Annotated in this window: 15 protein-coding genes; 3 read left to right on the top strand and 12 right to left on the bottom strand. The window is 28.8% G+C overall.

Annotated features, from left to right (window positions below; genetic code table 4):
* Nucleotide 1: 1 nt before the first annotated feature.
* The 7 genes from SALLE_RS01620 to SALLE_RS01590 form a co-directional block, all read right to left on the bottom strand.
* A complete protein-coding gene (locus SALLE_RS01620; protein ID WP_115557897.1) occupies nucleotides 2-1,696 on the bottom strand; it encodes a sugar ABC transporter permease in 1,695 nt (564 codons plus the stop codon).
* On the bottom strand, nucleotides 1,696-4,038 hold the full coding sequence (locus SALLE_RS01615) for a carbohydrate ABC transporter permease (protein WP_115557896.1): 2,343 nt from the start codon (nucleotides 4,036-4,038) through the stop codon (nucleotides 1,696-1,698). Before SALLE_RS01615 ends, SALLE_RS01620 begins: the two co-directional genes overlap by 1 nt.
* A 13-nt stretch (nucleotides 4,039-4,051) precedes the next feature.
* On the bottom strand, nucleotides 4,052-4,597 hold the full coding sequence (locus SALLE_RS01610) for a hypothetical protein (protein ID WP_115557895.1): 546 nt from the start codon (nucleotides 4,595-4,597) through the stop codon (nucleotides 4,052-4,054).
* Between the two features lie 23 nt (nucleotides 4,598-4,620).
* A complete protein-coding gene (locus SALLE_RS01605; RefSeq protein WP_115557894.1) occupies nucleotides 4,621-6,600 on the bottom strand; it encodes a lipoprotein in 1,980 nt (659 codons plus the stop codon).
* 17 nt (nucleotides 6,601-6,617) lie between these two features.
* Nucleotides 6,618-9,386: a glycoside hydrolase family 38 N-terminal domain-containing protein gene (locus SALLE_RS01600; protein WP_115557893.1), complete on the bottom strand. Its 2,769-nt coding sequence runs from the start codon at nucleotides 9,384-9,386 to the stop codon at nucleotides 6,618-6,620.
* 300 nt (nucleotides 9,387-9,686) lie between these two features.
* Nucleotides 9,687-11,381 carry a PTS transporter subunit EIIC gene (locus SALLE_RS01595; protein ID WP_115557892.1) on the bottom strand — a complete coding sequence of 565 codons (1,695 nt, stop codon included), beginning with the start codon at nucleotides 11,379-11,381 and terminating at the stop codon, nucleotides 9,687-9,689.
* A gap of 9 nt (nucleotides 11,382-11,390) precedes the next feature.
* Nucleotides 11,391-12,752 carry a glycoside hydrolase family 1 protein gene (locus SALLE_RS01590; RefSeq protein WP_115557891.1) on the bottom strand — a complete coding sequence of 454 codons (1,362 nt, stop codon included), beginning with the start codon at nucleotides 12,750-12,752 and terminating at the stop codon, nucleotides 11,391-11,393.
* Nucleotides 12,753-12,912: 160 nt separating this feature from the next.
* Between SALLE_RS01590 and SALLE_RS01585 the strand changes: the two genes are divergently transcribed.
* Entirely contained in the window at nucleotides 12,913-13,677 is a 765-nt protein-coding gene (locus SALLE_RS01585; protein ID WP_115557890.1) for a MurR/RpiR family transcriptional regulator, read from the top strand.
* Between the two features lie 91 nt (nucleotides 13,678-13,768).
* On the opposite strand, the gene SALLE_RS06050 is transcribed toward SALLE_RS01585, so the two are convergent.
* The 5 genes from SALLE_RS06050 to SALLE_RS01560 form a co-directional block, all read right to left on the bottom strand.
* Nucleotides 13,769-14,596 (bottom strand): IS3 family transposase, encoded by an 828-nt coding sequence (locus SALLE_RS06050; RefSeq protein WP_245886026.1) that lies wholly within the window; start codon nucleotides 14,594-14,596, stop codon nucleotides 13,769-13,771.
* 29 nt (nucleotides 14,597-14,625) lie between these two features.
* Nucleotides 14,626-14,991 carry a helix-turn-helix domain-containing protein gene (locus SALLE_RS01575; RefSeq protein WP_115557889.1) on the bottom strand — a complete coding sequence of 122 codons (366 nt, stop codon included), beginning with the start codon at nucleotides 14,989-14,991 and terminating at the stop codon, nucleotides 14,626-14,628.
* 107 nt (nucleotides 14,992-15,098) lie between these two features.
* Nucleotides 15,099-16,451, bottom strand: coding sequence for a hypothetical protein (locus tag SALLE_RS01570; RefSeq protein ID WP_162807924.1), 1,353 nt, complete (start codon nucleotides 16,449-16,451; stop codon nucleotides 15,099-15,101).
* Between the two features lie 43 nt (nucleotides 16,452-16,494).
* Nucleotides 16,495-18,612, bottom strand: coding sequence for a hypothetical protein (locus SALLE_RS01565; RefSeq protein ID WP_115557887.1), 2,118 nt, complete (start codon nucleotides 18,610-18,612; stop codon nucleotides 16,495-16,497).
* On the bottom strand, nucleotides 18,602-21,364 hold the full coding sequence (locus SALLE_RS01560; protein ID WP_162807923.1) for a hypothetical protein: 2,763 nt from the start codon (nucleotides 21,362-21,364) through the stop codon (nucleotides 18,602-18,604). Before SALLE_RS01560 ends, SALLE_RS01565 begins: the two co-directional genes overlap by 11 nt.
* Before the next feature lie 105 nt (nucleotides 21,365-21,469).
* Between SALLE_RS01560 and SALLE_RS01555 the strand changes: the two genes are divergently transcribed.
* On the top strand, nucleotides 21,470-22,354 hold the full coding sequence (locus SALLE_RS01555) for a lipoprotein (protein WP_115557885.1): 885 nt from the start codon (nucleotides 21,470-21,472) through the stop codon (nucleotides 22,352-22,354).
* A gap of 1,044 nt (nucleotides 22,355-23,398) precedes the next feature.
* The gene (locus SALLE_RS01550; protein ID WP_115557884.1) at nucleotides 23,399-24,289 is read left to right on the top strand and encodes a lipoprotein; all 891 of its coding nucleotides are present in this window, start codon (nucleotides 23,399-23,401) and stop codon (nucleotides 24,287-24,289) included.
* Nucleotides 24,290-24,883 lie beyond the last annotated feature (594 nt).

Raw genomic sequence — 24,883 nt, 5'->3', positions numbered from 1 at the left:
ACTATCCTTTCACTCCACCAGAAGTCATTCCTGATACGACAAATTTTTGTAATACTAAGAATAGTACTCCAATTGGTACAGCCACCAAGGTTGAACCAGCAAAATAGGCTCCATAATTCATTAATCTTTCACTATTAATAAACATATTTAGTCCAACCGCGACCGTATAGTCTTCTTGATTTCTTAAAATAAGGGATGGTAAAATTACATCTCCAAATGGCCCAATAAATGACATTAATGCAATCAATACCAACATTGGTTTACATAAAGGGAATATTATATTTAAGAAAATTCAGAAGTGACTACACCCATCAATTCTTGCAGCATCATCAATATCTTGAGATATCGAGTCCATATATCCTTTTAGAATAATGGTATTACTTGCAACTCCCCCACCAACATAAATTAATAGCAAGGTTGCAATTCTTGGCATATTGAAAGCGTTATTTAACAATTCTGTAAAAATATAGAATACTAATAAAGATGTAAATACTGGAACCATTTGAGAAACCAATAATGCTATCAAAAAGCTTCTTTTTCCTCGATATTTAAAACGGCTAAACGAATAAGCTGTTAATGAAATAATAAATATTGTTATAATCATTGTGAAAAATCCGATAATGATTGAGTTTAAAAGTCATTTTAAAAATAAAGTTTGTTCAAATAACCTTCTATAATTATTGAATGAGAACTCAAAGTTTTGAATATCTAAAATAACTTTTTGATTGTTAAGATTAAATCCTTGTTGAATTAGTATAACAATCGGAAAAATAATTATTAAAGCTCAAAGAATTAATATTCCATAACGGATCAACATTCCCATTCACTCAATTGGTGACATTGGAGGCAAATCGGATAAGTGAACTTTAACATTCATTTCTGTCATATTTGAAAACATTGCCTCAACACGATAGTCCTTCATGAAGTAGAGGCTCTTTTTAAGATCATCTAAAATTAAAATCATTGTACTTGAAAAATTATTATAATTTTCCGAATTTACTAGTCCATTATTTTTTTTATTTCTTAAAAAAGCTTCTGCTTCTAATTTTAATAAATTATACTCTGCACAAAGCAGTCCGATTTTTTTATAATCTATATAGTTAGTTTTTGTATTTGTTAAATTTTGTATCTCTCCAGTAAAAACTTGGAAGACACTTCTTGTGATATCTCAAAAACTACCATGATCTGATTTTACTAAAGAGCGTTGGTTATCGATAAAAATGTTTTTATCAAGGTTATTTTTAAGCTCATATGCTAGTTTTAGCTCGGTGTAAAATTCTTTTTTATATTCATAGGCATGTTTGAGCGATAAACCCTTGAGAACTTCATAACCTTGAGTAATACTTTTACTTTGTTTATCTCTTTCATAGGAAAATGAAAGACTGGCAAATTTTAAAGCTAAATGATAATTTAAATCCTTGTTAAAATCATAATTTTTAACTTGATCGTTTAATATTAGCAAAGCAATTGAATTGTAGTTTCAGTTTAAATCCTCTTTTTTATAGCAACGAATTGCCATTGCCAAATCATTTCGGTCAAAGTTTATTTTTTCGTTATTATTTATACTAAAATAGTTTTGTCCCTTTAATTCCTTAAAGGCTGAGGCGACAGAGAAAATTAATTGATCAGGAATTGTTTTTTCTGATTTTTTTATTTTGCTCTTTAAAGATAAGCTTTGTTGGTTTAAAGTTTGCATTAGGCTGTCCCTCCTTTAACTGATTTTGATTTAATAAGAACTCCAACTGAGATCGCTACAATCACCCCAGAGACAACAATGTTTAGAACTGAAGCTTTTGCAACTTCACCACCTTGAATTAATTTGAAGATTAGTGATGCGACAGTATCGGTTGTTCCTGCTCCACCAAATAATGTTGAGTTAACATCATATGGTCCTCCATCCAGGTATAGATAAATAATACTAAAGTTATTGAAGGCGCCAATAAACTGTCCAATTAGAATTGGGGTCATTTGGAAAATAATTAATGGGATTGTTACTTTTCAAGTTTTTTTCAATGAACTTGCTCCATCAATTTCAGCAGCTTCATACAAATCTTTTGGAATTGATTGAAGAATTCCTGTAATTAAGACAAAGTTGACACAATACCCCATTCATGTCTGAATCATTAATAATGAAACTTTTGCATAAAATGGTGTGGTTTGGAAATTATCATTTCCAAATATATTACTCAATATACTTCCTGGCATAAACATTACTTTAAATAACAGAATTGAAATGAATCCAGGAATGGCTCATGGAAGAATGTAAATTAATCTAAAGAAGACTTTACCCTTGATTCTTTGATTGTTAACTAAACTTGCTAAAATGAAAGCCAGAAAGAAAGCAGCCGAAGCATTGAAAACCGTTCAAATTGCAGTTCATCCTAAAACCGAAACCATTGTATTGGTTCAGTCTCCGTTGAAAACAGTTCTAAATTGTTCCCATCCAACTCATTCAAAGTTAGAAACATTATTTGGACCATAATTAGTAAATGCTAATAAAATTGTTGATATAATTGGTACGAAAATAATAAACATAACAAGTAAGAATGCTGGAATTGATGTAGCAATTGGATATCCCTCATCTTTGAAATAGTTTTTAGTTTCTAATCAAGATTTTACTCGAGCTCCATCCTGTTTGGCGCGAGCTACTAAAAATGATTCGCGAGCAGATATAATTGCATATGTAATTGCAAAACTTAAGAATAAAACCCCTAAAGCTCCTTCAATTACAAAGTATCGCGCATCCCCGTTGGATCAAAAGTATTCTGAATTACCTAATGTAATAAGACCGATAATCCCGTTACCTTCAATATTTCCAAAACCAAATGCATAAGCAACTAATAAGGCCATTATCGCAGTCAAGGCATACATAATTAACCCCTTTACGTATTGGCCATTATATATTTGACCACTTCCAGGAAGTATTAATCCTAAAGTGCAAGCTAAGTATTTTTTTCATTTTGATTGTTGTACAGGTATTTTACTTGTAGCATCAGCATTTTTAGAAACCAGAATTAATTTATCGTGATTAAAATCTTGCTTAAAGTCATTTTTAATTTTTTTGATTTCTCATTTTGCTAACAATACTTTATTGGAAAAAATAATAGTTTTTTTATCAGATAAATATTTATTTTTAATATCTGTTTTTTTAGTTTGATAAGCTTTATAATTAGTTTGACGCTTTATCATACTAATGAAATTAGATTTTTTATCTTCACAATATTGTTTTTTCAATTCAGTAAGAACTTTTTTTTGTTCTTGTTTACTTGAAGAGTTTACATTGTCTCGCAAATTTAAATATTTTTCAATACTTAATTTCAATTTCTTTTCATAAGCATCTTTTTTTTCTCAATAAATTTTTAGAAAATCAATTTCATTTTCTGCAAAGGCTTGGTTCAAGTATCCATCATAAGAAAATTTCTTTTCAATTTCGCTCAACTCAACTTTTTGCTCTAAATATTTCAATTTCTTTTCATTTTTATCAAGTTCTTTAAATTCTATTGATTGACGATAATTTTTAAATTCAGTTTTTTTCAAACGATACTCTTGTTTAAATACCTTTATTTGAGTTATTGGTAAATTCGAAAATTCATTTTCATACCAATTGCCATTTGCCGCAATTAATAAATTATCCTCAACTCGTTGTTTTTGAGATGATTTATATTTATTTTTTACTTGGGCAATATTTAATTTATGAGTTTCTTTTTTGATTTTTATTTTTTCTTTTGTAGGTTTATATCCATAGTCGACAATTAATTCTTGACGCTTATTCTTGTAATAATCCATTTTACTTTTATTTTTTTCAACATTTTCTTTGTGAAATATATTATCGAAAAAATAATATAATTTTCTTTCCAAGTTTCTTGCAACACTAAATTCAGCTAATTTAAATTTTCTCTCATCCTTGAGATTTCTTTTAAATCCATTGTAATCATCTTTTAAAACTTTTACATTAGCCTTAATGCTAGCATCTTTTGAAAGAGCTTGTAAATCAGATTTTTGAAATTTCTTAATTTGTTCAATTTTGGCAGAAGTCATTTGGCACCTCTTTCTATAATGAATGTTTTTCTTTTTCTCTTTGATACATTAATATTCTTTTATTTTGGCTTAATAAATAAAATAGGTAAATGATAATTCCTACAACACTTATTCCAACCAAAAGATTTAGTATTCTTACCACTAGAAAGCCTTGAAAAACAAATAGTACTCCGATTGTAAATACCATTCATACAGCCATTCAGGTGAAACAAAATATGCTTCCGATCGGATTTTTTTTGGTAGCTCTATAAATATAGAAGATAAATACCACATCAATAAAACAATTTAAAAGATAAGAAATTATTGAGAAGGTAAATACTTCGCGAGCTTTGGCTATTTCTTCCTTAGTAGAATTAGCACCGTTAATAATTGCGTCGAGATCGAAAATATTGGCAAAAAGAATAACACTAAGCAACACAATATTAACAAAGACTGCGCAAAGTACAACTATTAGTACTCATTTAGGAATTAAAATTTTACTATTTTTTTTAAAACTTTCAAAGTTACTAATTGACCGCTTTTTGATTTCTACTAGTTGTTTTTTTGAAGCAAGTTCCATTTAATCACCCATTTCTTTTTTAATTATTTTTTACCCAGTTCGTAATTTAGTTGAGTTAAGATTCTCATTAAATTAGCAATGAACTCTTCACGTTTACTAATATATTCTTTTGATGATTTGTAACTTGTATCAGTGTCTGATAATTTTCCATAAACATTTTCAAATTGAGAATCACTCATTTTGAAAGCATTATTTAAGCTAGGTAACATTGCATTATTACCATGTCAGTCATTATTTGTGGCAAAATCATATGAAGAAACATTAGGCGCCATTGATAGAGTGGTTTCTGCACTTCCATAAAGCACACTTGCTAATCAAATTTGATATTTCTCAAGTCTAATTACTGCTTCTTTTTCTATTTTTTCATTGTTTTTACCTTCAAAGTTTGCTACCTCATCAATTGCACGAGCAAATTTATTGTCAGCGATTTCTTCTAATTTTTTTTCAAAAATTTCATTTTTAGTTTGACTTTCATCAACAATTGCTAGTTTAGAAGGAACTTCTAAACTCTTAGTAAATGATTTTTCAAAGTTTCATTGTCCCCCATCATCTGAATGAACAATTGTGGTTTTTCCATTTTTATCTTCGACTTCCTTAGCACCAAACATTAATTCAACAAATCTTTGAGAAGCTTTTAAGCGACTTTTATTGGATCCAAGACGAGAATTGAAAACTGTCATTCCACTTCCTGCTGGTGCTAATCATTTACCGATGTCTTGTTCGTCATATTTTTTAAATAGATCAACTTCATTATCTTTATCAAATAATTTAACAAATTCCAAAGGCATGTAATCAATTTTAGTAAATGATTTAAATCCACCTAACATATCAAAGTAACTGCTTGGTTCATAATTTATTCCATAAGCTGAAATTTCTCCAGTCTTAGTAATTCCTTCCCCTCCAGATAGCATACTTCTTTGAACTCCAGCATTTAGGCTTGGGTGATTCATATTTAAATATGAAGTATTCGCCGTTGTTCCTGTTAAAGTATTTTTCGCTACTTTAATTTGTTGAGAATAGTAATCAAATCATTTTCCCAAAACCTCTTGGGCGCTGTTCTTAAAGTATTTGTTTGAGAAAACACTTGAGTATTTCCCTTCACCACTATCAAAGTAAGGTAAACTTTCATCGTTTATTCAGTTTACTCCAACATCAGCCGCTTTATAAACTTTTCCATCAATTTCATCACTCATTATATTTGAGTAAACCGGATACATTCATCACATACCACGATCAAACAATGAAGTTATAGTTGAATTTCCTGTTGAAGCAGATACCTGAGTTAATTTATCAACAGAAACATTAGCTTGATCGACTCAATTAATTTGACCTTGATCATCAAATTCATTTCCAGCCTGAACTAAACCTAAGTTTTTGAAGTTATTCAATGCTTCATCACTATTAGAAACCAGGGCACTCCCTCCTCCGACTCCTAGATAAGTAGTGATTCCGTATTGTGCTGCATCTTTTTCTCGAGCTTTTGGATTATTACTTTTTATTTTAGAAGATTGAACTGCAAATGGCATGAAGTTAGATCATAAATCAGTTTCAGTTGCAGTTCCCTGTTTTCATAAATTCATGGCAGCTTCCGACTTATCGATTGAATAGTTTAAATTTTGTAAAATTTCACCAGCCTCAGGAATAGCATCAGCTCCATCCAAAGGCAAAATATAACCCAGGGTTGCTAATTTTGTGGCATTATCAACTGAGACTAAAAATATATCTGGCATGTTTCTTCCCGAGTTACCAATTGTTTGCATTTCTGTTGCCAATTGGTTGTTATCATCATAGCGAATTCCTTTAAACTTAAAATCATTACCATAAATCTTTGCATATTCTTCTGCTGCATCTGTATATAGTTTTTTTGTATTCTTATCAGTGCGATTATCAACATATGAATAATAAATCGTATTGCTATTATTTACTCCTCCACAAGCAACCACGCTCATTACCGAGGAAACAGTAACTGAAGCAGAAGCAAATAAACTTAATAACTTTTTCAAATTAATTAACCCCTTTCTTATTTAAGAATGTAACTCTTAATTTGGTTTGGCTTAATAATGTTGCTAAATTCCTTAATTTTGACATCTAATAAATCAGCTTCACCCTTAAATAGACTTGTATCAATTGTAATATTTTGACTTGTTGGGTTGTATAAACGCACAATATCAAATTTTTGATTTCAAGATTTTTTAACAGTTGTTACAACTAAGTTATCAATGTCTTTTATATCAAGCAAAGAGAACTCTCTTTGTAAAATTGTTGGTATTTTTCTTTGTGTCATCACAAAGGTATCACCTTTTCAATGAAAGACATTAGTACTTTGAGTTTGATAATAAGTATCTGGTCAACATCATTCTTTTGCTTTTTGGTTTTGCTTATCTAAACTTTCAGAAATATTTATTGCAAAATCAAAACTTAAATTTATTTTTAGATTACTCTCTGGAGTTGCATGAGGATAGTCATCCACTCCCGAAGCTCTTCCTTTTCGATAAATTAAGTGGCGTCGCCCGATATAAGAAACTGCTCTAAATAATGTTAAGGCGATAGTTTCTTTTTGAATTCCAATAATTTGATATTCATTTGTTCCTTTTGTAAAAATAGCGTGTGATAAATTTTCGTTTTTTAAAGCAACCATTGATTCCATAGCTTCTATTTCAACAGCAACGTCAACTCAGTTTTCATCAATTGATTTTTTGTGACTCGGATTATCTATTAGTCTTTTAACTAGAGCAAAACTTTGATCTGCATATGAATATTTACTATCTTTAACGGAGGTATTATTTAAAAATCTTCATCTAATGTCAGCAGCCTCATTTGTCATTTCAATTTTGAAATTAATTAAATCATTTTCCAAAATAATTTTAATTCGCACTTCTTGTTCAACAAAATTTTTAGAATCCAGACTTTCTGGAACTTTAAAACTCGCATCAATTGTCATTATATGAATTTTATTATTGGTTTGAGTATTAACTTTAAAATGAATTAGCTCTTGAATTTCTCCTTGGTTGTGATGTGATGGGGAGTAATCGTAAGTATCTCCAGCATCAAAAGTTGCTTCTAATTTAAAGGCATTATTAATAATTTGGTTAGTTTTTTTGCTATGTAAAGTGAAATTCATATTTTTATCTAAACTGATTTTAAATAATTCATTTTCTATCTCACTACCTTGCTTGTCAAATTTTAGAGCAAAATTATTATTTTTATTTTCAGTTACTTTTAAAATTTTTCAACCCAAACCTTTAACTGTTTCGTTCAATTTGATTGTTGTAGTGTATTTACCTTTAACGTTTTCTTCTAAAAGAATATTTGTTGCATTAATTGGTCCATCATCTTTTTGAGTTGCGATAGCTTGGTAACCATTACCATAAATATGACTTTCCTCGCGAATTGAAAATTCATCGTTGTTGAAAAAACGTTGGTTGACAACACTAAAATCAATTTTTTCATTTTTATCATTGTGAATTTCAAAAAATTGTTCCTTAGTATGTATTTCAAAAGTATTTGCAATTTCTCTTGTGTAAGGTGCGGTGTTAAAAATAATTAAATTACCATTACCTAAATTTAAAGCGTCACAAATTCTCTTTTTAATTAATGTGGTCTGAGACTCAACAATTGCACTAGCCGCTTCAAGACGATTTAAAATACTGCGATTAGTTTCATCAGTATTACATCCCCCAAGACTGTCATGTGCATGAGAGGCTACCAATTTTTTGGTTGCTTCTAATAAAATTTCAAACGGATATTCTCCTCCTAATTTAGAAAAGATAACTCCCATTGGTTCTAATTCATTATAGATTTGGTACTCAACTTTTTTTGAAAGTTTTTTAATATCATATCTTGAAGATGTGATAGTTTTATGAGCTCTTGCATAACGACCATTTCTAAATTCGCCCTTAATAACATTAGCATTGTTCATTACAATAGGATCGTTAATTAGGTCATCCATGAATTTTTCAAAATCTCCTAGAATTCATTCATGAATCGGGTCCAATTCGTTCATTTTGGCAACAATTTCAGTTCAACCCGAAACCATTGGCATTTGATCTGAACCTACCGGCATTAGAATTCGGTTATTTGATGAAGCCGCTTTAGTTTTTAGAAAATCTAGTTCTGAATCCGCAAAATTGATATAGTATTGCGCGTGTTCGGCTGCGCGTGTTTTTGGATCTCACTCTTTTCAATCTGCAGATTTAGATCATTTTTTATTATATTGTTGTAGCAATCCTCCAACACCAGTGAAATATCCATGTTTATAAAATGAGTAAGTTGGACATTTTGTTCCATCATCAGCTTCTCAAATATTAAATAAATTATTATTTAATATTTCATCATCAGCACCCCTTCAATTGATAATTCCCTTATTTTGAGTTTTAGCAATAATTTGAGGTAGATTTGAGTTGAAACCAAAGGTATCAGGTAAATAACCAACTCCCATAGAATGACCAAGCTTTTGACTTAGCTTAGTTCCGATTAATAGGTTTCTTACAATCGACTCTCCAGTTGCATTAAACATATCTGTTTGGGTGTATCAAGGTCCGACAACTAATTTTCTATCCTTAATTATTTTTTTAATTTTTCCTAATTTTTGAGGAAATAATGTTAAAAAATCATCAACAACTGAATACTGAGCATCAAAGACAAATGGAGCCTCGTTTTCATTTTTGTCATTCGCTTCGATGATTTGCTTCATATTGTCAACCAAATAAGCATCACTAACCTCTTTGGTAAAATACCACTCTTTATCTCAGTGAGTATGTGGCACTAAATATATTTTTCATTTTTTCAAATTCTTTTTCTCCTATCATTTTTATTTTAATTTATTAGTCAATTTTTAGGTTTTATTTTAATTATTTTAGAATAATATTCCGCTATTTTATTTTATATTTAGAAAAATATCTTGATTAAAGCAAAAAAATTTGCTTAAAATTAGTTCATTTTCCAACTTTTTTTAAATATTAATCATTAATTAGAGTAACTTTGGATTAAGGTTTTCGCATTATTTTAGAAAAAATGCAGCCTTTTTTGACATAAAAAATCAACCCTTTAACAATACCACAAAGATATTTTTTAGGTTGATTTTTTTCAATTATTTTAAAACTTTATTTTTTTTAGCTTTTTGAGCCATTTTTGCTTCAGTTTTTTTACTTTTTTCTAGATAAATGATGTCTTTTCAATCTTTTTTTGATACCTTTTTTAGTTCATCAATATCTTCGTGGTAATCAGCTAGAATCAATTCGCGACTACGATTTCAAAAGAACTTAGTTTTACCTAGAATTATAGTCATCGAGAAAGTAATCAGACAACTTGTTAAAATCGACAGAACCCCTCATAAATAACCTCCCCCAATTCAAGTAGTTACTCCAGTTTTATCAGGAGCATTTAGTAGATACATTAATATCCCGAAAATCGAACTACTTCCTTGTAAGGCATAAGTATTAGAAGCCACTAAAATCAAGGTACCACTGAAAACCCCGATTGAACAAGCAATTAGAGGATAGAGATGTTTTAGGTTAATTGTGTACAAAGATGGTTCAGTAATTCCTCCCACAATGGCTGAAACCCCATTAGAAATTCCTAAATCCTTCATTTTTACTACTCTTCTGTGCATTACCATAAAGGCAATTGAAGCAACTCCTTGAGAAATATTTGAAATTGTAATAAATCCTTGGATTACAGTTGCCCCGTATGTTGCTTGTCCTTGTAAAATAATAGGAGTTAAAGAGTGGTGCAATCCTGTAATTACTAAAGGACCATAAAGTCCTGCAATAATTGGAATAGCCACATACTTAGCAATCAAATTAGTGCTCAATCAGTTTATACCAATTGATAAATAGTTAGTAAATAATAGTCCAATTGGAGCCATGATGAAAATCGCAAAGATAAAGGTTCCCCCAATAATCAATACTGGAGCTAAAATCATTTTCAAAGTATTATTACTTATTTTTTCAGTTCCTCGTTCAATATAGGCTCCCAAAATTGCCACAATAATCATTGGAATAATCAAACCATTAAAATTAATTTTTCAAGGATAAACTATTCCCTCACCAAACAAGGTTCAACCCTCATAGGCTTGCAAAATACTTTGACCAGGTTCAGGTTTAACATCTCCCATGGAAACTAGTCCTGGGGCTGTTAGAACCACAGCAATTATAATACCATAAATTCCATTTCCCTGCATTGCTTTAAAAACAGTATAACCAATGACAACAGTAATAAATAGCGAAAAAGCCCCAACTAAAATATCTAAAATTCCCACAACTTGACCGATGAAATGTGAACTTGCCGCCGCAATACTTCCTGGACCATTTCATTCAACTGTTAAAAGCGATCATAGAGTTAATATTAATCCATAACCCACTAATGGTATCACGATTGGTGAAAATACTTTAGAAATAAATGCTAAACTAGTATTTAAAAATCCCTTGACCTTGAATTTGTCTTTCATCGCTTTAATTTCACTTGCTTGTTTAGTTGAAAAATCAGCTTCCTTTTCTAAAATAGTTTTACCATCTTCATCATAACTGTTAACTTCACAAAATATTTTATAAAACTTTGGTACATCAGCACCAATAATAATTTGATACTCCCCATTACTCTTGTTTTTATTGACCCCTGATGCATAGTCTGAATTTTTAATACCCTCTTCATCCACTAAATCTTGATTATGTAATTGAAAACGCATTCTGGTCATACAATGAGTAAAATATTTAATATTGGTATAACCACCTAAACTATCAAATAATTGCTTTGTGGAAATATAATAATTCTTATTTTTTTTCATAAAAACTCCTTATTTATCTTTATTTTTAATTAATTCTTGATATCAATAAGCGGATTTTTTTAATTTTCGGCTTTGATCTTTTAAATTAACCTCAATTAATCCGTAGCGATTTTTATAAGCGTTTCTAAAACTCCAACAATCAATTGCCGTTCAAATGTGATAGCCAAAGCAACTTGAACCATTATCCAAACCCTTTTTAATTTGACCCATGTGATCTTGGAGATACTCAATGCGATAATCATCATTGATTACCCCATCACTGCCACGATATTGGTCCTCGTTTTCAACACCCATGCCGTTTTCAGCCACATATCAGGGAATATTATTGAATTCAGTTTTGATGGCCATAGAAATATCATATAAACCTTGGGGATAAATTTCCCATCCTCGATAAGGATTAATTTTAGCAGTCTTGGGAATTTCAATCTTCATGGTTTCTAATACTCAGCTTGGATTGGTTGAAGCAATACTTTTCACTCTACAAGGAAAGTAATAGTTTATGCCAAGAAAATCAACCTTAACTGCTTTAATAATTTCTAACTCCTCGGGTGTATATTTTGGCAGAACTTGATAATCTTTTAAAGTTTGAATTAAGACTGGATCTATTGTTCCATTGGCCATGATATTTAACGGCCCGCGATTTACATAGGCATCATAAATTCTAGCGGCTTTTATATCCGCTTGACTTTGTGAAAACGGAAAGGTAAAGTTTCAATTATATACCACCCCAATTGGAGCTTTGAGCTGAAATTTTCTAAAACTTTGAACTACTTTAGCGTGGGCCAAAAAAATTCCATAGGCTTGTTGTGCTGCTAGCTTTGGCTCGTTAATTGCTGGGTAATGCATTACCCCAGTATAACCTTCAAAAACAGTTACCAACGGTTCGTTGAAAGTTACATAGTAATCAACTTCATTTTCAAATTCTTGAAAAACAAAATTACAGTAATTAACAAATTTTTCAATTACCTCATTTGAACTTCACCCTCCAAGTTCATGAGCTCACATTGGCATATCAAAATGAAATAAAGTCATAAATATTTTGATATTTTGTTTTTTAAATTCTTGAATAAATTTATGATAGTACTCGACCGCTTCTTGATTTAAAGTCACCCCATCTGGGAATAACCTGGCTCAAGAAAATCCTGTTCTTAAAGAATCTAAACCAATTTCTTTAAACAACCCAATATCTTCAACATAGTGATTGGTGATATCACTGGTTAATTCTGGACCAACTTGGTTATGAAATAATTGGGGATGTTCTTCAAAATAAGTATCCATGGTTAATTTGCCAATTTTAGTTGTTCCCCTTCCTTCGGTTTGCATTGCGCTCATAGAAGCGCCGATTTGAAAATTCTTAGGAAATTTCAACATTTATTTTTCTCCTTTGCTGACATTCTTTGTCTCTTTTTTTATATCAAATTAAAATTGCCAAACAATAAAATCAGCTTTGATAAGTTTTAGTTGCGAAATTCCAAAGTACTTTCCCATAGAAGTTTAGTTTTTTTAGATATAATTATAAAAAGAGGATTTTATGATGTTCAAAAGTATAAAAGAAAACTTAACTACTATCGCCAATAACCAAGATAATATTTCTTATGCATCAATTGCTAAATACCTATTAGAATGCATGGAGAATAATGTTGTTATTAAAAGCAAAGATTGTGCTTTAGCTTGTTTTGTTTCTGAGTCAGTTTTAACAGCATTTGCCAAGAAGTATGGTTATGAAGGATTTAGAGAGATTGTTATTAGAATTAAGGTTGAAAATGAATATTACCCTCATCAAAATAATTTAAAAAATTTAAATAAAGATGTTCTTGAAAATAACTTTCGCGATTTTTTTGAAAAAAACTTAAACCTAGTTGATGATCAAGGAATTGTGATAAAAAAATTAATTAATAATATTAAAACTGCGGAAAATAGTTACTTAATATCTTGTTATGAACAAGAAGATAGTGTTTCTCTGTTTGCTGGGGAATTACAGTTTTTGGGATTTAACGTCTTTTTTAACAGTCAGCGAAAAAATAATTCCGCTTGATTAACCAAAGCAAAAAAAGAAGACCTCTTTGTCTTCTTTGCTTTTGGAATTGATAATCAATATATTGTTAACTACTTTCAAATTGCTTTACAAAAATGTAACAAGGTTGTTGTCATAACTTCTTCATCACAAAAACATAAATTTTTACAAGCCAGCGATTTAATCATCATTGATTATCCCGATCGAGAAAATATTTCAATTTCAACTAGAACTAGTGTTCTAACCTTTCTGTTTGCAAATATTTTATATGAATTAAAATAGTTGAAATATTTTCAAGAGAATTTAGACAAAAGAAAACTCACCATTGGTGAGTTGAACTTATTCTGTCAAGTATAGAATAAGTTTTTTTATTCTATAAGGTGCTCCATGCTTGTCATGGAGTTTTTTCGTGCTTAATCATGACTCTATTAAAGTTATAAAAATTAATGTAGTCTATAAAATTATTATACACCTCTGAGTAGGTTTTAAAAGTTTTCTTAAACCACTCTGTTTTATAGCAAGCAAAAAAGGATTCAGCAACAGCATTATCAACGGAGTTTCCAGGCCTGCTTAGCGAAATTTTTATATTGTTTTTACTACAGTATATTTCAACTGCATCACTGGTATATTGAAATCCGTTATCAGAATGGATTATTATATTTTTATCAAAATCAAAATAACTCTCAGCCATTTTCAATGTTTTTAGATAGATTTTGTTGTCATTCCTTAAAGAAACATCATATCCAACAATAAACCCAGTACTAACGTCTTTCAAAATACTAAGATAGGCAAATCTATTATTTGAAAATGGCAAGAACGAAACATCTGTTACAAAAAGTTCGCCCTTACTATATTTATTTCATTTTCGATTTACAATATTTTCGTGTTTTCTGTTTTTTAAAATTTTTATTTCTTTTGGTTTGTGTTTCTTTTTGATTCTTGTCTTGGATTTTATACCTAATTCTTGCATATAGCGATATACTTTTTTTCCTGAAACATAAATATTATATTGGTTTTTTAAAACAATTCTAATCCTTGGATATCCATAAATTTCCTTGTATTGTTGAAAAATACTTTCTATTAAATCTAAAAGTTCTTGATCAATTTTGTAATTAAAGTTTGGTCGATTATTTTTAACTCAGCGATAATAGCTTGATTGAGTTGTTTTTAAAATTTTGCAGATAAAAGATACCGGTCATAATTTTCTTTGAGTGTCAATTGACTGATATTTTATTTGTTGTTTTTTTCTAAATCCTCCAGGTATTGATTGAACTTCTTTAGAAATTCGTTTTCCATTTCAAGTTCCTTATTTTTCTTTTTCAAACGATGCAATTCATAACTTAATTTATCTCGTTTAGACGGCGCTCCAATTCTACTAATACCTGCAGTTTGTCCTTTTCTAGATGATATTCTCTTTAAATACTCTTCCCCAAACTGCTCGTATCCTAAAGCTCATTTTCGAGCTGCCGAGTATGAGACATTGTATTTAGCTGCTAATTTTTTTCAACTTTGTTGATTTTGCAATCAATCCTGCGCGATTTCTAACTTTTTATCAAAAGAAGTCATGTGACTTTTATTTCCTTTTAAATTGGCCATTAAAAAAACCTCCTATGCAAAGAGTTTACTAGAATAATTTTTTTATTCTACCTCTATACATAAGAGATTATATTCACACCATTGGTGAGTTTTCTTTTGTAAATTTATTATTTAGTTTTTTTATCTTTACTTTTTGGTATTAAATTGGAAAAGTTGATTCAATTACTACTTAACATAAAATCACTTCATCTTCCAAAAATTCTTATTAACAATACTATGATTACATATAAATATGTAATTCAATTAAATTTTAATAATAATAAAACACTATATGGGGTCAAATATCCCAAGGCACTTGAAAAACTAACCAGTAAAAATATATTTATAAAATTAAATGGGTTAATAGTTTTAAATAAACTAGCAAAACTTTCATTTACCAAAATATCTTTTGCTTCAGCATTATTAATACTTTGTGAATATTCAATTTTTTGAAAATCCTCTCCCATAAAAAATAATTCATCAACAATTAATCATAAGCTAGAAGTAATCAATAAATACTTCGGATTAACTTGTGGTTTAGGTGTGGAAATATAATTTTGAAAATGCTGATTTAACGAATAACTAATAACTAATAAAAATAATCCTAAAATTGATAAGAAAATAATATCTATTAAAACCTTTAGCAAAATCATAACTTGCTTAAATTCATCTGGATTAAAAAATAATTCGTCATTAAAAAATAATAAGTTTAAATAATTTTGTGAAGAGATCTGTTTGCTGAATCCTAATGTAAATCCTAGAATAACTTGTAAAAATATAATAGCTATAATAGTTCATCTTCAATCAATTTGAAAACTAACCATTATTAGAAGCAATAATAACGGTAGTACATTTACAATATTATAAGCTTTTGAAAAATCATAGTAATCAATATAAATACTATCCTCAGCGTAAGGAAAAAATCCAAAAAGAACACATCCTATTATTAAAGCTAAAATTAGTACTCGAAATTGGGAATTAAAGATTTTATTGTTGCTTTCGCTTTCAACTTCTCGTGACTTTTTAACACTAAAGGTTAAATGAATTGTTCCAATAACAGCCCCTATCATCAGTAAAGAATTGTCATAGATGTTGATTAATAGTGGATTAATAAAAATGAATATAAATAAAACTGCTGATAATTTGTATTCAAAAATAGTTGAAAATAGTCAAACCATTATCACAACAATTATGACAACTTGTGGTGTTGGTAAAATGTCAGTTATTAAAATTCAAAATGAATACACACTCATAAAATTTAGTAGCAAAGTTCCACAAACTACAACTCCAATTAATTCTGATAATTGCTTTTGAAATTCTGGTTTTAAATTTATTTCCAAATTATTTTCTTGATTATTTGTAAAGTTCTTGCTTCCAAATTTATACAAATAAATTGAAATTAATGTTGATGTTAAAAAAACTGTGTAAACAAAGATCGGAGTTTTAACAATTAGTAATGTGGCAAAGTTAATTCCAAGCATTATTAAAATACTTGGAATTAATAAATATAAATAGACTTTTTTACTAATGTGCATAGCCTAAAAGTTTGTTAGCTAACATTTCTAGCTCAAATTCGTTGGTATAAGTATGTTCAACATAACCATTACCTTGTTTTTCACTATATAAATAAACATTAACAGTTTTATTTGTCACAACAGTTTGTCCATTCATTTCCCCAGTTAAAGCATTATAAGCATCATGGTGGTTTAAGAAATAAACAAATTCATCGTTAATTAAGGTTTTATAAGTAATATATACCCCATCACTGATAATATTTTCAAAACTAATTGGGCGATTATTTCAGCTTTTTACTTCATCTTTGTGAACGTATTTAGCTTGTAAATCTACTTTTTGTTGTAGTTTTCTAATTGCTTCGTCCTCGTTGTTTCCAGAAACCTCATAGTTTCCATAAACATCATAGGCGAAGTATTTTTTACTTAAAATACTTCTTTCAATTTGGAATAGTTTTTCTTGTGCTTCTGCTTGGGTTGGTGCCAATGCTAGTCCATCAATTGAAGAATAATTTCTCTCACCAGTGAAAGTATACATTAATCTAATGTCTTGTTTTCCTGCTAAATACATATAGTTTTCTAATTCTTCTGCAGTTGCATCAAAATTATTATTAATGCGATAAAGGTCATTTCCGTGTTGATCTGTTCCCACATAATTTTTATATAAATCAGGCTTAATAGTATTGTGGTAATATTCTAGACCATCAGATAAAGAATATTCATACCCCTTACGACCATTAATGTCATAAAGCTGGTCTCTTTTAACTCCATACTTGTTGTATTCTCCATATGGAATTTTATTGAAATTTAATAATTCATCTTTTACAAAATATGGAAATCAAGTCGCATACATTGCTTGGACGTCTTGTGTTGGAATATCTTTTGCTGTGCTGATATTATAATCTAAACCCGAATATGTTGATATTAGATATTGGTTTTTATTTTTTTCATCAAGTTCTTCAAGTTCTTTAAGTTTTCTAGAATATAGATTGATAATTGAACCGTAATTATCTGAACCTCATAACTTATTAAAATCAATTTCAATGTAATTATTATTTTTGTCCAAATGATTTCTGTCTAGATAAATTTGCAGATAATTTCATTTTTCATTTTCCTTCCCAGTATAGAAAGACAAGTAGTAAACTATTCTGCATCGTCTAACTTTTTTGCTCCCCTCTTTTAAGGGTACCTTAGTTTTATATGCACCATAATTCCATCTATTTAAGAAGTAGCGAGCATTGTAATCTGAATTGTAAATTTCTGGAATTTCAACTCCCCCTCAATTTTCCTTACCATTTAAATTGAAAATAACCCCGTTTGGTCCATATAGCTTAACTGTATTACCAGAACTATATTCGATATAATCTTTGTAGTTTAGATTATCTTCAATTCCTGCAGTAGAAGGAGTCTTTTCAAATTTAGTCCAAGTGTCTCGATAGTTATTGTATACTTGTCTTTCAATTTTTTGATTATCCCCATATAATTTATCTTTTTTGGTAAAATTACTTGCCTTAAAATTATATCCATCAAGAAATGTTGATTTAAGCTCTTCTTGATCTGTGCTGTTAAATAAATTATAGTATCTTTGATCAACTTGGTAGTATAAAGATTTTTCTAATCCTCCAGAATAAACAAAGTTATCCTTAGCTTCTGCTGGAGAATCATATCACCCTTGGTAATCATAACTATATTTTTGACGAATCAATCCCTTATTGGTATATGAGTTCAAAGCCTTGCTTCTTGAAGTTAGGGCATTACCAAAGGCATCGCGATATGCTAATTCAAAATCATCAAAATCAGTTCCATAAATTTTATCCTTATCTAAAATATTATTTTGGTGATCTTTTATTATGTAACTTAAATTAGACGAGGTCATATACTCTTCGATTAAACCATGTTCAACAATATATTTATCAAGTTCTTCGCGGCCATGAAATTCTTTATCTTCAAAATTAAAAATGTGATCTGTGGAAACTACTTTAGATTGGCTTTTAATAAGGTTTTTCATAGATTCAACTTCATATTCATGATCTTCTTCAACGATTTGGTCTAAAGCCATAACTGCTGTGCTTGCACCAGCTGAAAGTGCAAAATTTATTGATAATAAAGTCTTCATCATACTAATTGACATAATTTATCTCCTCCCCTTTTTTGTTTGTTACTTTTGTATTTTCTTTTACTCACAACATAAAACTCTGTTCAGATTCAAAAATATCCCCGTTATAAGTAATGTAAATATTTGTTACTTCATCAATATTTAGTTCAAATTGATTTTTATTAACTACAAAAGCGCAAGCATCTTCATATGTTTTAAAATATCTTTTTTTTGTTCCATCAATTAGTGAGTAATATTCGTTTTGGCTACCTGTTTGTTCGTCCAATTTGTTGTAATCAATTTCTGAAATTAAATCACTTGAAATAACTTTTTTCTGATCAATATAGGTATTTTTAATATATATATCTTGTACTTCTTTCATCTCCACATAAGTATCATAGTTTCTTTTTATTCCTAATTTATCAGTTCACTGATATTTTCTAATAAAATTCTTTTTACTTATATTTTCCCTCATACTTGCAATTGCATCAATTTGATTATCAAATTTGTTACCAAATCCATCGGTAAAGTATCTTTGCTTCGTATTTGCATAATATTTTTTAAAAATATTATCGATAAACTCATCGAGTTGTTCTTCTACAGATGTGTATCCGTCATTTGATATAGCCATTTCTTCGTTTTTATCCATGATGCTTACTGTAAATTTTGATATTTGTGAATATTCTTCTGGATTTCTAATCATTAAAGTTTTCATGTAATTTATAGCATCGGTTTCATTATTAAAATAACTTCCCTTTACTCTAAAACCTTTTTCATCTTTTCCACCAACACCCTTGTAAAGGAAAGTTGGTGTAATATATTCTGATGGGTCATGCTTATTTATTTCACCAGCAAAAGGTAGTGAGAATGACATATAAGTGTATAATAACTCCTGACCTTCTCCAAAATCCAATGACATTGTTTTCATTTTAAATGGTGATAGTTTATTACCTAGTTCCCATGCAATTTGCACGGCATTAAATCCTTTTGTAATTTTTTTTAATTTCGAAGCATTTGGATCATTAAATTTTATATTTCTATCCGCACCGATATCAACATTAGTTACATCAGATTCATTAATTCTAATTAATTCATCCCTTGTATAATACTGTCCATCATCTGCCTTAATAAATTCATTTTCCCCATAAGTTGATTTTATCATCTCGGTTCTTGCATCAATTATATCAAGACGATTCTGATGAGTTAATTTATCTTTTTTTCTTTTACCTAGATAGTCATAGGTACCATCGACTATATTTGTCAAAGTATCTACTGGAGCCATTACAGCATCAACAACTTTATTTGCTTCAACCATAAATTTGTAAAACCCTTCTCGACCTGCATCATCTTTATATTGAAATGCAGCTGGATTTAAAAAGACATTTATAATATCATCAACCGCAATACTTGGATTATCTAGTTTGAATAATTCATCATAAGCGGCTTTTGTATTTTCACTACCCGTATCAATTACATTTCTTAAAGTTTCTTTGCAAAGGTTTTCAAATTCTAGCATTAATTTTTCATTTTGACTATTGTTTTTCATTAAAGAGGCATTTGCCAATTTTCTAAAAAATACTAGCGTTTTAGTTTGAGAGTCCATGTTCTTTCCAATTCCTGTCAAATCTTTTTCAATGTTTTCGTAGTATAAGTCACCACTGATAGAATCTATCAGATTAATTCCAGATTTTGATTCTACATCGGTAAAGAAATTTTCATAAGCTTCTTCGTCACCAAAAAAAACATTGTCTAAAATTGTTCATTTTCCTTCTTCAGAATTTCTAGAATCCTCTACATCTCACTTCATTGTAGCTAAAGTTCCAAATCCCACAATCGGAGAAAGAAAAATATTTATTGTATCACTCTGTTTAACACTTCATCCATGTTTAATTTTATTTAAAACAGCATCGTTGTCCATATTAGTTTCAATAAACTGGCTTCCACTAAAAGCTCCAGTACCCAGATTATCAATTCCCAATCAATATGCGTTTTTATTTCCACTATGTGGAAATATATTTTCTTTATATACCAAATCTTGGCTATTGAGATCTATTTTATCAATTTCTGCAGGAGCAAAATTACTTCACTCATAATCCTTATATCTATATTTATAAGTGGAAGAACTTTTTAGTCATTTTTTAACAGAACCTTCGTCTTGACAAATTCCCGAAACTACATAACAATCACTTTCTTCACCATTTTCAAGAGATTCTTTTTTGCTATTTTCTAAATATTGAATCATTTCACTTTCGTTATAAAATTCAATAGGAACACTTGAATCCTTATTTAGGTTCTCTGTCAATAAAACCTCATCAAAATCAAAGTAAGACTGCGCAGCTTCATCTAAGTCTACATAGGAATTTCCATTCTTACCCTTATAAACATCAACAAGTTTATCATTATAAGCTTGTTGAACCAAACCAGATAGTTCACCTGAATTAGAAATCACATAGTCTCCAACATTTCGATATGTCATTTCTTTTTTTACTTTAGCATCTTTTATCATGTCTTCAATCGCTTGATTTTTTTCCTCTAAAGAATAAACTTTTCCCTTATATTTATAGTAGTAGTGTTTATCTTGCTCAATTTTTTTATTAGCTTTTGTTAGAGCATAATCAACTACCTGAGATTGATTTGAAAAATTTCTACCCTCAAAATTGTAATAAATACCACTACTATGGGGAATAAATAGCAATGAACTTGCCAATAAAGTTGTTGCCATACTTATCGTCAAAATTTTTTGCTTTATTTTGTTCTTATCTTTATCTTTATTTTTTTTATTTTCCATTATTTTCATATTTAATTAATTTTTTACCTTTCTTTAATAGTATATATCAAATAAAAATGATATTATAATTTATGTTAATAAAATTACAAAAAAGGAGAAAGAAAAATGAAAAAATTATTGGCTGTTTTGGGATCTATTTCACTACTGGCATCTTCAACAATTAGCGTTGTTGCTTGTGAAAGTCCTGGGGGGAAAGATGAAAAAGTGGAACTTAAGGAATTTAACAAAGAGAACGTTGAAAACTTTTTTAAAGAAAATCATAAATTTAAATACGAAGGTGAATTTATTTTTATTGATGAACCAAGCGAAACAATGGAAGCTAAGTTATCCACACAAAGCTTTCTAAACTGGATTTTTATAAAAACCGTTATTAATGAAATGTCTAAAACTATAAATGTAGAAACTGAAGATTTTTATCAATTTTATGCCGAAATTGATAGAAACCACTATGACACACAGGTAGAAGAAAACCAGTCTTTAGTAAGTGGTAAAATTTATAATTTCAAATTTAACAATATGAAAATCAATGATACAAAAAATAATCAGGATTTTGAATTAGTTGATTTTGAATTTGAATTTAAACAAACTAATAGAGTCACTGAGGATAAAATAAAAGAGAAAGAATTGGAAAATTTAACAAATAATTGGTATTGAGGAATAAACTCATCAAAAAATCAAAAAATGAATCCAGTTTATGCAACCCATGGGAATTTTAGTAAAATAGCTGGAATTTTAGAGTCTGGAGAAATTGATTCAGCCAAAACACAGATTAAAGAAGCAATGGATAAACTTTCAAATGCTAAAAATTTGGGTGGTTCTAATACTACTTTATACGAAAAATATAAATTTACCTCAGAAATTAAAGATATTAAAATACTACCTAACCAAACAGATAAATTTATTTTTGCCGAAGTTAGTGGTGAAGCGACACTTGTTGGAGATCAAAGTGTAAAATCAAAATTTTCTGCAACTTGAGCATTCTTTAAGTAAAAACAAAAAAAATTTTACTTTTTAAAATAAAATCAACTTTTCATGAAACCGAATAAGTTTCAAAAGTTGATTTTTTTAAATTTAAATATTTATAAAAGAACAAATTAAAACTAAAAAATTATAAATTTTAAAATTCAATAATTTTGGAAAAAATTAAATTCCAATATCAATGTCAATGAATTAATATAAATAGATGCATTTATTAACTTATTTTCGTTTCTTAATTAATAATTATTTTGTCACAAATAAGATTAAAAATATTATATTGGTATAACTTATCTTGATAATTAAGTTCTATTTTATAAATTGTGGTTCGAGCTAAATCGCTTTATTCAAGATCCTTATATCTATATTTATAAGCATAATAACTCTTTAGTATTTTTTTAGCATAACCTTTATTCATGATAATACTTAAAAATCACTTTCTCCCGCTCCCTATTACAAAGATTGTTTTTTATCTTTTTCTAGATAATGAATAATTTCAATTTTTTCATAAAACTAAATTTGGTCACCTTTATTTAAATTTTAAGTAAGTGCTACTAATCAAAATCAAAGTATGATTGTGCAGCTTTATCTAAGTCAACATCGAAATTTCCGTTTTTACCCTTATAAACATCAACAAGTTTATCATTATAAGCTTGTTGAACCAAACCAGATAGTCCCCTGAATTAGAAATTACATGTCTCCAACATTTCGAAATGTCATTTCTTTTTTTTACTTTAGTATCCTTTATCATGTCTTCAATCGCTTGATTTTTTTTCTCTAAGGAATAGACTCTTCCCTTATATTTATAGTAGTAGTGTTTATCTTGCTCAAATTTTTTATTAGCTTTTGTTAGAAAATAATCAACCACCTGAGATTGGTTTGAAAAATTTCTACCCTCAAAATTGTAATAAATGCCACTACAATGGGGAATAAACAGCAATGAACTTGCCAATAAAGTTGTCCCATATCTATTGTCAGATTTTTTTACTTTATTTAATATAATATATCAATAAAAGGTGATATTATAGTTTATGTAATACAAATAAAGGAGAAAGAAAAATGAAGAAATTATTAGCTGTTTTGGGATCTATTTCACTACTTACAACTTCAACAATTAGTGTTGTTGCTTGTGAAAGTCCTGGGGGGAAAGATGAAAAAGTCGAACTTAAGGAATTTAATAAGGAGAACGTTGAAAACTTTTTTAAAGAAAATCGTAAATTTAAATACGAAGGTGAATTTATTTTTATTGATGAACCAAGTGATCAAGAATTTAAAGGGAAATTGCCTTCACAGTCATTCTTAGAATGAATTTTCACAAAAACAATTATTAATGAAATGTCTAAAACTATAAATATTGATACTGTCGATTTTTATAAATTTTATGCAGAAATTGACGGTAATCACTATAATGCCAATATCGATGAAGGCGAATCATTAATAAGCGGTAAAAATTATGATTTTAAATTTAGTAATTTGAAAATTGAAGATACAAAAAATAACAAAGATTTTAATATTAAAGATTTAGAATTTGAATTCAAACAAACAAATAAAGTTAGCGAAGACAAAATAAATAACAAACAATTGGAAAATCTAACAAATTATTGATTGGGAGGTATTAACTCATCAAAAAATAATAAAATAAATCCAGTTTATGCCAATCACGCAGCTTTTAGCAGTCAACTTACAAAGTACTTGGAATCAGGCGATATTGAAAACGCTAAGGTTGAACTTGAAAAAGGACTAGATTCTTTAGCTAATTCCACATATTTAAGTAGCACAAGTACTGTTATTTATGAAAAATATCGTTTTACGTCAAAAGTAAAAGATATTAAAATCATGCCAAATGAAGCAGAAAAATATATTTTCGCAGAGGTTACAGGAGAGGCGACACTTGTCGAAAATCAAAACGTAAAATCAAAATTTTCAGCAAATTGAGGATTTTATAAGTAAAAACCAAAAAATTTCTTAATTTAAAAAGAAAAATCAACTATTTGAAACCTGTTTGGTTTCATTAAAAGTTGATTTTTTTAAATTCAAATTTCAATATCGGCGTTAATGAATTAATACAAATAAATGCGTTAATTACCTTATTTTCCTTTCTTAATAAACAATCATTTTGTTAGCGATATGATTAAAAATATTATATTGATATAACTTATCTTGATAATTAAGTTTTATTTTGTAAATTGTGGCTCTAGTTAAATCCCTTTATTCAAGATCCTTATATATATATATATATATATATATATATATATATTTATAAGCAGAATAACTCTTTAGTAATTTTTTAGCAGAACCCTAATTAATGATAATGCTTAACAATTACTTTCTCCCGCTCCCTATTACAAAGATTGCTTTTTATCTTTTTCTAGATAATGAATAATTTCAATTTTTTCATAAAAATAAATTTGGTCACCTTTATTTAAATTTTAAGTAAGTGCTACTAATCAAAATCAAAGTATGATTGTGTAGCTTCATCTAAGTCAACATAGAAATTTCCATTTTTACCCCTATAAACATCAACAAATTTATCATTATAAGCTT

Source organism: Spiroplasma alleghenense (assembly GCF_003363775.1).
Taxonomy (GTDB): domain Bacteria; phylum Bacillota_I; class Bacilli_A; order Mycoplasmatales; family Mycoplasmataceae; genus Spiroplasma_B; species Spiroplasma_B alleghenense.
Note: the sequence above shows the minus strand (reverse complement) of the source record. Positions and strands in the feature narration are given on the sequence as shown.